Below are 10,978 nucleotides of genomic sequence, written 5' to 3'. Positions count from 1 at the left end.
AGATACCAAGGTTACCTAAGAAACAGGCAAGTTGTCTTTCATAGTAACCATTAGCTTTATTATCAATACTATCTCTAAGGAATATTTCTCTTTCTTTTTTCATGAGAGCGTTTAAGAGGAGTGCAGCAGCCATTTTGATACCCTCTTTTGATTCAATTTTTGAGATTTCACTTAAAACTTTTTCTAAATCTAAGTCTAAGTTTTCCATTTTACAGACCTCCTGGTTAGTTTAGTTTTTTAGGTTTTATGTTATCATTAATTTAAAAAATATTAAAAATTTTTATTATGCCTCTAAAATATTTTATTAATATTTTATTTTATTAAAAGACACAATTTATATTCTACTCCCTTTTTTTATATAAAAAGAAAAACAGCTGGTTAATAATAGTGTAGAAAAAACAAAACCAAGGAGGAGGAACATGAAGAAGTTTCTTTTCTTGAAGGCAATGTGGAAGTTAAAGAAAATTGTTATTTTTCTTATTGCTTTTTTATTTCTTCCCCCTTTTTCATGGGGAGAAGAAAATTCAAGTCATTTTAAAAAAGAAGAAAGGACAACAAAAGAACAAGACATGTCTTTTCAGAGAGAGTTGAATGTAGAGTTTCTAAATTACTATAAAGACAAATATAGATTAACTGATTACGAAGCTTTTGTAGAAATTCAAAAGAAATTAGCTTTAGAACCCGAAAAAATGAGGATAGAAGGGAAAAAATTTATAGTTTTTTATGTCTGTAAAAGTTCATTAACTGAAAAATTTAAAGAAAAATATGGAGAGATTACTCAGGAGCAAAGAGAACTTATTAAAAAATACTGCATGGAAAGAGCAGAACAAGACTGGCAGCAGAACAAGACTGGCAGGAAGTAAAACTTCAAATATGGAAAAAACCATAAAAGGAGGGAGTTATGTTGAGAAAAAAAATTAAAAAACTCCTACTTCTTGGAGGAACTTTAGTTGTTGTTTCAACTTCTGCTTTTGCAAAAGATGAGAGTTCATCAATTTTTCAATTTATTCTTCCTGCTTATGTTGAAACTAAGTGTTTTAAAGCTGAATCTGATAATCATCTTTTAGTGCTTGATGAAAAATATGTCAACGAATCAGGTAATACTTACGCTCCTCTTTCCTGCAAAGGCAAGATTTGTTGGAGCTGGGAAGTCCACCCTCAAAATCCCTGGAATTATAAAATTTTTGATTCAACTATTCCTGTTTCAATAAAAAACAGCGAAAAGTTAACAAAAAGTATAGTTTCTACAATCAAAGAAACTTCTTCTTTGAGAAAAAATGTAAACAATGTAATCAGTGCTGCTGTTAATACCGTTCAAGCTGATTTCAGCATTCAAAAAGAAAGAGGGACTGCAAAAGAAAAGAGTTCTTCACAAGCAAAAACAAAAGAGGAAGGGATTGACATTAATGTAACTCAGCAATTTCACAGGTTTTTAGCTATCGCCCTACACGGTTATTTAAAACCAGACTATCACTTTTTTTGCATAAGCTCTGCTGTTGATTTAGTTCTCAAAGCTGTAGAAAGAGACAGAACGCAAGATTTGATTCAAGCTTACATACTTTTTAAAACTGTAAAGCCTGAAGATATAGATTTTGACTCTTCAAGCTCAATTTTAAACAGAACAAAGTTTTTATATTCCGTTTTCCCTCTTTTTGAGGAAGAGGACTACTATAGAAAAAGAGCATCCTGGGCACAAGCTTTGCTTTTTTCTCATCTTCTTGAATGGGAAGAGTTTTCAAGCGTTAAGCAAAAAGTTGACGCAGAAATAAAAAGAGCTTATGCAGACTACGTAGCTTTAAAAAAATATTCTATTGAAGAGCTTGAAAAGAAAAACAAAGATCTTGCCCGTGCAGCTTTTTATGCGTGGTTTATGAGCAAAAACGAAAAAGATCCTGTCAAAAAGAGAGATTTTTACATTCACATCTCAATTACTTATCCTGAGATGAAAAACGGGTCTGAAGACTTTATTCAAAAAATTGACATGGTGTGGGAGTTTTACAAGCAAAAGCAGCCTGAAGTTTTAAAAGAAAAGCCTAAAATTTAAGTTTTTATCTGCCGCGGCTGTAGTCCTGACTTTGCTCCTGGCTGCGGCTGTTTTCTTGACTGCGTTCAGAAGAACTTGCTCTTGTTTCTTCTCTTGAGCTTGAGCTTTCTTTAGAGCTTTCTCTTGTTTCTTCTTTTGAACTTTCTCTTTCAGATTTTATTTCTGTTTTGCTTTCAGTTTCTCTTGAAACTTCTTTTCCAGCTCTGTCTTCTTTTTCTTCTGCACGGCTTTTTGAAGATTCAAACTTTGCTTTAACATCTTTTTCTGTTTCTTTTTTAAACTCACTTTCAATCTTCATTTCTTCTTTAGCAAGCTTTTCAAACTCAACGCTTGAAGTTTTCAGTTGATCTTTTTCAAGAGACTTGAGATATGATTCTTTATTCAATGTATAAACAGAATACTCATATTTTCCTCTCGTGAGAGCAGTATAAGCTGTGTTATAGTCAAGCCTTGAATCGTGAATGTGAATAACTTTGTCAACTGTTGCTCCCTGGGCTTTGTGAACGGTTGAAGCATATCCGTGATCTATGTATTTGTAATGACTTAAATCAATTTCTTTTAACAGTTTTCCAGACTGGCTTTTGAGAATTACGCTGTTTGCAGTGACTTCTTTAATTGTGTAAATCTGACCGTTTTTGAGTCCCAAACTGCGGTCATTTTGCAGGGTCATTACTTTGTCCCCGACTGCAAGCTTGATTTCTTTTTCTTGAAAAACATTAAATTTGTCATAGTGCTTGTTCAAATCAAGCTCTACTTTCATAGCGTTTTTGACAGATTCAAGCTGAAGTTTATTGTTTTCTCTATCAATTCCTGTAATTCTGAATTCAAGCCCAAGATCTTTGTAAAATTTGCTTGTGTCAAGTGCTCTCTCTAATTTTCTTTCAAAATGTGAGAGATTTTTTAAAGCTCTTTCAAAATTTTTAAGATTACTAAGCTCAAGAGCTCGGGGATATTTTATCATTGTCTTTATTTCATTAAAAACATGCTCTGCAACAGCTTTTGCTGTATCTGACAATACTTGCTTTGCAATTTCTGTTCTTACTTCTTTTGAAAGAGCTTGTTTTAAGTCTTTCATAGAGTTAAATCTGAGATAATCCCCTTGCTTGTAAAATTGAGCAAATCTTTTTTCAACAGGGGAGAGGTCTCTTGGAACAAAAACAGATACAGTTTTCTCTTTATCAGAAAGATAGCCGTTTTCCTTTAAAGAGTTTCTTATTTCCGCATTGAGAACGTCTTTTGCATTATTCGTAGTTGTAACAACTAAAGCGTTTCTACCATCTTGAACAGCTTTTAAATAATCCTGAACGGCTGATTTTATTAAATCTTCTTTGCTTTTAACTTCTGTAATCTTATTCTCAAGAACAGCTTTAGCTTTGTCAATTTCTCTATCAGCAAGAGCTTGAGTAAGCTCTCTGTATTCAAGAGTTTTCTGCCTCTGAATTTCTGAAATTCTTGCTTTCTCTAAAGATGTGTGCTGCTGAATGTCTGAAAAAAACTTTCCGCTTTCTACCGCTTGGAGCTGAGAGGTGTCTCCTACAAAAACTGCTCTTGCTCCACTTTCATTTATTATTGAAAGAACTTTTTCAGAAAGCTTGCTTGAAAGCATTGACGACTCATCAATGATGAGAGCTGTCTTCTCAGAAAGCTCAATGCGGCCGTTTTCAATTTGATTTAAAAAAGAGTGTATGGTATCAGCAGAACCGATTGTTTTTGCAAGCTCCTCTGCAGCTTTGCCCGTGGGAGCAAGCCCTATCACATTGTATCCCTTTTCCTGCAGGGCTTTAGAGACAAGCTCCATGGAAGTAGTCTTCCCCGCTCCCGCTACCCCCTGCCAAACAATAGCATAGTCTCTGGAAGTTAAAGTTTTTTCTACTGCTTGTTTTTGCCCATCGCTAAGAGTAAAGCCTTTTTCTTTTTCAAATTCTGAAATGAGCTTGCTCACTTCTTCTTTGCTGTAAAGAGCCTGAACTTTATCTTTCATTGAGTTTACAATTTCAAGATTGCTTTTTTCAAGTTTAAGCTGTTCTTTAGAAGTAGTAAACTCTTTTTTCATGCCTTTATCAGAAAGAGTGTAAGTTTTAATTTCTCCTTGCCTTTCAAGCTCTTTGTAAGCTTTTTCTAAGTCTTGAATTGTTATATCTCTATCTCTTAAACCCTTTAGGGCTGCTATTTCAACTGCAGTTTTGATAACTTCTTCTTTTCTGACAACCGATTCTCTTTCAGTTAAAGCCTGCAGGGATTCTTTTAAAATCTCTTTTAGGGTTTCTTTATCAACTTCTTTTTCAGATTCTCTTTCTTTCAGCTCAGAAAGAACATTTTCAACACTTCCGAATTTTTCTTCAAATTCTCTTTTAAAAGAGTCAAAATGCTTATCAATATCTACAGCTTGCTTTGAATCTCTCGTCATCTTTGCAGCAAGACTTTCAAGCTCTGCCCTGTTTAAAGCAGAGCCCTGAGAGCTTAGAGCCTGGGCTTTTTCTAAAACTTCATCTCTTCTTGTAGAGAGCTCTTTAGCAAACTCAGAAAGCTTTTCATTGTTAAAATTTACGTCAAGATACTTTTGATTCTCTTCATTGAGCTTTACTTCTAAATTTGCATTGTAGCCAAGCTCTCTTAAGTTTTTTGCAAGCTCAAGCTTGTAAACTGTATCGTAAAACTTCTGATTTTCATAAACTTTTTGCATTTCAACCGCTCTGAGCTGGCCATCGGACAGCCTTTCAACTTTGTTGAAAACCAGAACATGGCTGTGAAGCTGGGGTTCAAGATTCCTGTTCAACAGGTGGTCAAATCTTATAAATAAACCGTCTGCTTTTTCAAAGACCTGCCCTAAAGCTTTGGCTTCTTCAGAACGATTGCGGGTGTATAAATCTTGATTGACACGTTCAAGAGCTGCGGAAACAGCTTTCTGATGAGCTTCAAGAATTTTTTCATCTCTGGTGAGAGCAAAAAGAGCTGAAACTTCCTTGGGGGCTGAGAAGGTGAGATCAAAGCCAAAGCGCTTGCTACTTGCAAAATCTTTACCAAGCTCCTTAAGTCTTTCGGCGGTAATCTCTCTCTCTTCAAAGTTTTTCCCAAGTCCGATCTTTTCAATGTGCCCAAGAACGGTGCTTTGTTCGGAGTAATACTCAACCGTGTGCTCCAGGCGGGTGTAGTAATCAGCACTGCTTACTTGTGAAATACCCATCATAGTTTTTTTCTCTTTCTGCGTAAATAGTTCTTTTTATTTTTAATTTTTTGGGGAGGCTTTAAAGGCGTTTTAATTCTTCTACTTGGATGTCTTTTCATTTTTTACTCTCCTTTTTTTTTCTCCAAGAATAGGGATGAATTTCCACTTTCTTTCAAAAATTTGAAAACACTCTTCAAGCGGGGGGTTTATTAAAAAACAATGAGGAAAAGTCATTTCAATACTTTCATTGATTAACTGAAGATTGTAAAAATTTTCTTTGAGTTCTTTAAGCTCTTCAATTTTAGAATGAACAGCTTGTGTTTTAACAGCAGTCTCTATACAAGAAACTGCTTTTGGGGACGGAGATAAAACAATCAAAGAAGTTAAACTTACTAAAGCAGTTGCTTTTAATAAAATGTCTAACATGTTCATTCCTTCTGTTTTTTTTATTTATTTATTAACCAAAAAGTTTTTTAAAAGCTAAAAAAAAGGGGGGAACCTCTTCTAGACCACTTCTGGACCACCAGGACCACTATAAAAAAAAGAAGTGGTCCCGTTCTATTCTTTGATTTTCAAGGGATAGAAGGAAAAGGACCACCAGGACCACCATTTTTTAAAAAAAAATAAAAAAATCTTGAGAAAAAATTCACAGAATTTTTTAATTTTGAAAAAGCTTATAGTGGTCCCTTGTTTTTCTATTTTTCTCCCTTTTTGAAGGCCTTGAGTATCAAGGGTTTTAGAGATGGGGACCACCTGAGACCACCATGACCATATAGGGACCACTTTATAGTGGCCCCTATATATAATATAGAAAAAATATATGAGCTTTAAAGGAAAGGGCAGAAGTATTTACTGAAAATATGAGTGTATAAAATGAAGAGTTCTTGTTTAGCTCTTGTCACTGCTACATACCAGACACGCCTTTCCTGATCTATGTCTCTCATTAATGATTTTTTAGTTCTATATGTCATAGCCGTAAGAAGAATAACTTTGTCTGCCTCAAGTCCTTTGACACCGTGGATGGTTGAAAGCTGAATTTGAGGATTTTTCCACGACTCAAGGGTGGAAAGCCTCCCTCTCCACTTTTTCAGGGACTCCCTGTCAACATGGCCGAAAAGGGCCTCTTCATCTTTGTGATAGATATAGTAAGCTACTTCTTGCGCTAAATCTTCATACATGCTGGAAAACTTTCTTTCAATGACTGCGTCAACGATTTTTTCAAAGAATTCTTTTCTGATTTGTTTTTTGTTTGCAATTTTTCTAATAAAAGGCTTGATTTCGTTTATAAGTTCTTCTACTTCTGTTCTTGATACTTCTTTTCTTTCTTTTAGCTTTTGAAGAGTTTTCAATTTCCAAACAAACCCTGGGGTTTTGTTTTTTCCGATAACTGCATATGGGATATCTGCTGAGTCAAAAATTTTACAAAAATAGTCAATAAAGTACTTGTTTCTTGCAAGAATCATTAAACTTTTTCCGTTGAGGTCTCTTAACCCATCCCATACGTCATGGATGATTTGAATTTTCCCCGCTCCGTTTTGGAGGCTGGGGGAATATCTCTTAGACACTCTATCTTTTACATGAGTGATAATAGATTGTGCTAAGTCATAAATCTTTTCAGGCAATCTGTAAGACGTTTCAAGAATTCTCACTTCATCAGCTTTCATGTTCTTGATGATTCTGTAATCACTTCCTGCAAAGCCAAAAATGGCCTGGTCGTCATCTCCTGCTACGATAACGTATTTGAATTGATCAATCATTTGCCTGATGAGGGCAAAGTGAAGGTGCCCGAAATCTTGAAATTCGTCAAGAATGAGCACATCTCCCTTAAGAGGGATTCCTCCTCTCCTCCAGGCCTCAATCAGAAACTGGGTGAAGTCATATTTTTGGTTTTCTTTGAGAAAGTGAATGTAATCGTAAAAAAGCTTGTAGAAGTCCTTCATCGTAAAACCTAACTCTTCATTTTCCTGCAAGAAAAATTTTTTATAATGTTCTGAAAAAGGAGTGGAAGGGTCATAGGTAAGTCTCAGTTTTTGAAAACCCGCAAAAGCCCGATTCCCTGGAAGGTCTGAATATTCAGATTGTGAATATGAGTTTTCTTCGTCCAGTTCTCCAATCTCAAACTCAAAGCCTTTTTCCCTGAAAAATTCTTTGAGTTCCTCCGCTTTAATTAATTTCACTTTTTCACCCTCTTCTTTAAGTTTTTTGTAAGCAAAACTGTGAAGGGTTCTCACGTTTGCGGGGGGGATTTCGATTCCTTCATCTCTGCACTTTTTGAGAAAGGCATACTTCGTTGCTTTTGTAAGGGAGACAGCGTAAACGCTTTTTTCTCTAATTTCCTTTCTTGCAATAAGCTTTTTTAAAAGAGAAACAATTGAGGTTGTTTTTCCTGTCCCCGGGGGGCCAAAGATCTTTATTACCTTGCCCATAGCTCACCTCCTAAAAAGGGATTTCGGATTCTTTCACCGATTCAATCTCCTCCTGAACTTTGCTCCAGTCCCAGAAGTCTTTTACTATTCTTTCCTCTTCTTTCTTTTCTCCTTTTCTTTCTTTGGTTTCAGACACCCTTTTTTCTTCTTTTTCTTCAACAGCCTCAGATTTTATTTCAGGCTGCTCTGTCTTTGTTTTTGCAGGCACTCTCCAATCTTCTGGGTTCCCAGGAAGCTCCCACAATCTGTATTTTTTTTCCCCTTTTTTCAATCTTTTGTTTCTGCACCCTAAGTATTGCAGAAGTTCAACAAGTTTTTTGATACTTGCAGGTAAATGGGGTGCAAGGTAGCGGATTTTTGTTGCAAGAGAAGTGAGAGAGATATAGACTTTCTCCTCTTCTACATATTTGAGTGCCGCAGCGTTTTGCATAGTAATTCCATCAAGGTCATCAGTAAAAGGTTGAGAGATGATGAATTGTCTTAGCTCTTCGGCAAGAAGTTCTTTTTCTGAGGCTCTGTAGAAGTATTCGTGCTTCTCGGCTATTTCGTCAAGACTGCTTAGTATATCTCTCCATGAATACTTTACACCATTCAGGGCTACAATGGGGGAAATTCCGCTTTTTGCCCCCCATGCAGTTAAAAATTTTTTGGCATCATACATTAGGTCTATGAACGCCATCTTCAAAACGTGTCTCATCCCATCCTTGTCCTGAAAGTGAAATTCGTAGTGATGCTCTTCTTCTTCAACGTATCTAAGAATTTTTTCAACGCCAAGAATGCTAAAAAACTCTCTCGCATCTGTTATTTTTTCCTCTTCTTCTCCCTCTTCCTCTTTTTTAGGTCTTCCTCTAAGTTTTTTTACTTTTATGCCCGCTTTTTCGGCAAGCATTTCAATAGCTTTTGAAAAGCTTATGTCGTAGTATTTTTGTACAAAGCTTATGATGTCGTATCTTTCATTGTCGTGATAATCAACAGCAAGCTCCCAGTCCCGATAGGAATTTGAGAAAAAAACTACGAAAGAAGGGTGCCTTTCGGAATGGAAGGGGCAAATTACAGAAAGGTAGTGGGCATATCTTTTATACTGCACTCCGATTTCGTCAAAAATGCTTGCAAACGATACTCTTCTTTTGATTTCGTCAATGCAGTCTTTGTCTATTCTATGAAAAACTACTTGCTTTTCAGTTGCTTTTTCAACTTCAACAGAAAGTTCGTTTACTGCATTTTCTGATTCTTCAGCACCTTTCAAAAACGTTTCAATGTCAATAGGAACCACCCTGGGATTTTTCCAGAGAAGAAAGCTCTGCACATCATATTTCAAGTTTGTAGTCCCAATCAGCCTTTGACAGCCAGCAATGTTGAAACTCATCAAGTCAACGTTTTCAACATGCGAAAGATATTCTTTCAGTTTCTCGTAAACTTCTTTTGCTTTTTCTCTGTCAAGAAAGCGGTTGAAAACGATTGCTATCTGCCCTCCGCCCCCGGTGTAGGCGGTATAGAAAACAGCTTGTTTCAACTCATCAGGGAGCTGACTGTAAACTGAGTCTATAAGTTTAATGACTTCTGTGCTTTCTTTTTTCGTGTTGTGATCGTTTTTCTTCTCTACATCAAGAACAATGCCTTTTACTCTTGAAATGTTTTCTAACCCTGTTCTTCTGTTTTTTTTGTCTTCTGTAATTTTTCTCACTGCAGGACAAAATGTCACGTTAAACTTTTTGTCAAGACTTTTCACAAGAAAGAGAAACTCTTCAAAAGTTTTTACGTGTTTTGCTTTGTTAAACTGCTTATCAGCACTGTCAAAGACTACTTCAATGTATTCGTCTTCTTCAAGCTCAGTTGAGAAAAAAGTTTTGAAGACTGTATTAATGCTTTCTGTGAAAGTGTTAATATACATTTCTGAAAGAATTGAATTGATTGTATTATTTTTTTCTTTTATTATCATAGTTTCTCCCCCTTATCTTGTTTTTTAAAGTCTTCAAAGCTCACAATGCAGAACACTTCTTTTTTTTCTTCTGTGTCAAAAAACTTGAGCTGTCCTTTGTTGTTTTTTCCGTTTTTTCCGTTTTTTCCGTTTTTTTCGTGCCACCCGGGGGTGATGAGGGACTGCAAATGAGTATAGTCATAGCGTGTGATAAACTTTGAGAACTCCCAGGAAATTCTTTTGTAAATGAGAGAAGTTTTTTTAGAAACTTCAAACCAGGGAGAAGGGTTTTTTTTGATTACTCCAAGAAGATACAAAAGAAACTCTTGAACGATGTCTTTTACTTCATAGCGACTGTCCCAGAAGCGTTTTTTTATTATATGCTCTGAAAAATTGTAGATAAGATTCCAATTTAGCTGTTGCGGGGTCGGGTTCATTTGTCCCCCCTTTTAAAGTTTTTTAAATATTAAATGTGTGTGCAGTAACAACTCATAAAAAAAAAAGGGGGAAGCCCCGTAAAAACCGCGGGTTGTAATTAAACCCGCGGGACTTAGCTTTCAGTAATTTAAGAAAATAGCGTTTTTTTATGCTTTTTTTGGGGGTTTAAGGATTTTTGAAAAGATTTTTAAAATATTGAAGAGGTAATAACTGAAAAATTTGAGCTTTTTCAGGATTTTGAGTCTTTTTGAAAATTTTTAAACTTTTTTCTTTTTTTTGTTTTATAAAACTTTTTTGGGGGGGGATTTTTACAGAGAATTTTTGAAGATTTGAGAAGTTGAATTTTTGAGATTTTTGAAAATTTTTAAGACTTTAAGACTTTTGAGACTACTTGACTTTATTTAACTTTCTTGACTTCTAACTTTTTTTAATTTTTTGACTTTTTTAATTTTTTTACTTGACTTACACTTTAAAACACTGCTTTTTAAAACTTTCTAATCTGGACGCTCCGATTTCGCTGTCCCTATCAATTAGGGACTAAGCCGAAATCGGCTAACCCCTAAAAGGGGTACCTGCCCCTCAAAGGAGCAGGTCGGAAAAGTAAAACATATCTTAATTTTGAAAACTAATACATTTTTAAAAATTGTCAAGGTTAATAAATGTAAAAAAGGGGAGGGTAAGAAGTGAAAGAAAAGCTTATTGAGATGATTGAAATAATGAGAGATCTGCTTGATGAGTTTGAGCGTGTAGTGAAAGAAGAGGCTAAAGAAAGGGAAGCTTACACGATAACAGAATTTGCAAGTCTTGTCGGGCTGCACCCTCAGACAATTTGGAAATATGTAAAACAAGGCAAGCTTGCAAGCACAAAATTAGGAAATAAAATTTTAATCCCAGCGGGGGAGCTCAAAAAATTCAATAAAAGAGCGTTTTAAATTTTTGTCAATCAAAAATTGAAGAAAAAGTGAGAAAATTAAAGAAAAAATGAG

General features: G+C 35.3%; 8 protein-coding genes and 1 pseudogene. 3 read left to right on the top strand and 6 right to left on the bottom strand.

Translation table 11 applies throughout. The features are described from left to right. Positions 1–208 (bottom strand): annotated as a pseudogene (locus tag H529_RS0102370) (IS256 family transposase); the annotation flags it as partial. A gap of 211 nt (positions 209–419) precedes the next feature. Here H529_RS0102370 and H529_RS0102365 point away from each other — a divergent pair. Together H529_RS0102365 and H529_RS0102360 are read left to right on the top strand one after the other, a co-directional pair. Next, positions 420–863, top strand: a complete 444-nt coding sequence (locus H529_RS0102365; RefSeq protein WP_022854965.1) for a hypothetical protein — start codon at positions 420–422, stop codon at positions 861–863. Between the two features lie 38 nt (positions 864–901). Further along, a complete protein-coding gene (locus H529_RS0102360) occupies positions 902–2,044 on the top strand; it encodes a hypothetical protein (protein ID WP_022854964.1) in 1,143 nt (380 codons plus the stop codon). A 4-nt stretch (positions 2,045–2,048) separates the two neighbouring features. Here H529_RS0102360 and mobF read toward each other — a convergent pair whose 3' ends face one another. The 5 genes from mobF to H529_RS0102330 form a co-directional block, all read right to left on the bottom strand. Beyond that, entirely contained in the window at positions 2,049–5,231 is a 3,183-nt protein-coding gene (gene mobF, locus H529_RS0102355) for a MobF family relaxase (RefSeq protein ID WP_022854963.1), read from the bottom strand. Positions 5,232–5,309: 78 nt separating this feature from the next. Further along, positions 5,310–5,636 (bottom strand): hypothetical protein, encoded by a 327-nt coding sequence (locus tag H529_RS0102350; RefSeq protein ID WP_022854962.1) that lies wholly within the window; start codon positions 5,634–5,636, stop codon positions 5,310–5,312. Positions 5,637–6,037: 401 nt separating this feature from the next. After that, positions 6,038–7,636, bottom strand: a complete 1,599-nt coding sequence (locus H529_RS09835; RefSeq protein WP_022854960.1) for a UvrD-helicase domain-containing protein — start codon at positions 7,634–7,636, stop codon at positions 6,038–6,040. A gap of 10 nt (positions 7,637–7,646) precedes the next feature. Next, positions 7,647–9,575 (bottom strand): CHC2 zinc finger domain-containing protein, encoded by a 1,929-nt coding sequence (locus H529_RS0102335; RefSeq protein ID WP_022854959.1) that lies wholly within the window; start codon positions 9,573–9,575, stop codon positions 7,647–7,649. Further along, a complete protein-coding gene (locus H529_RS0102330) occupies positions 9,572–9,991 on the bottom strand; it encodes a hypothetical protein (RefSeq protein ID WP_022854958.1) in 420 nt (139 codons plus the stop codon). Before H529_RS0102330 ends, H529_RS0102335 begins: the two co-directional genes overlap by 4 nt. A 684-nt stretch (positions 9,992–10,675) precedes the next feature. Here H529_RS0102330 and H529_RS09830 point away from each other — a divergent pair. Next, positions 10,676–10,924: a helix-turn-helix domain-containing protein gene (locus H529_RS09830; RefSeq protein WP_022854957.1), complete on the top strand. Its 249-nt coding sequence runs from the start codon at positions 10,676–10,678 to the stop codon at positions 10,922–10,924. The last annotated feature ends 54 nt before the right edge of the window (positions 10,925–10,978 follow it).

This window comes from Thermodesulfobacterium thermophilum DSM 1276 (genome assembly GCF_000421605.1).
Lineage (GTDB): Bacteria > Desulfobacterota > Thermodesulfobacteria > Thermodesulfobacteriales > Thermodesulfobacteriaceae > Thermodesulfobacterium > Thermodesulfobacterium thermophilum.
The sequence above is the reverse complement of the archived record's forward strand: the minus strand, read 5'-3'. Positions and strand labels throughout refer to the sequence as shown.

Excerpts from the sequence above, each read along its gene's own strand:
- H529_RS0102365 (WP_022854965.1), top strand. The coding sequence starts at position 420 with ATGAAGAAGTTTCTTTTCTTGAAGGCAATGTGGAAGTTAAAGAAAATT.
- H529_RS0102360 (WP_022854964.1), top strand. The coding sequence starts at position 902 with ATGTTGAGAAAAAAAATTAAAAAACTCCTACTTCTTGGAGGAACTTTA.
- mobF (WP_022854963.1), bottom strand. The coding sequence starts at position 5,231 with ATGATGGGTATTTCACAAGTAAGCAGTGCTGATTACTACACCCGCCTG.
- H529_RS0102350 (WP_022854962.1), bottom strand. The coding sequence starts at position 5,636 with ATGTTAGACATTTTATTAAAAGCAACTGCTTTAGTAAGTTTAACTTCT.
- H529_RS09835 (WP_022854960.1), bottom strand. The coding sequence starts at position 7,636 with ATGGGCAAGGTAATAAAGATCTTTGGCCCCCCGGGGACAGGAAAAACA.
- H529_RS0102335 (WP_022854959.1), bottom strand. The coding sequence starts at position 9,575 with ATGATAATAAAAGAAAAAAATAATACAATCAATTCAATTCTTTCAGAA.
- H529_RS0102330 (WP_022854958.1), bottom strand. The coding sequence starts at position 9,991 with ATGAACCCGACCCCGCAACAGCTAAATTGGAATCTTATCTACAATTTT.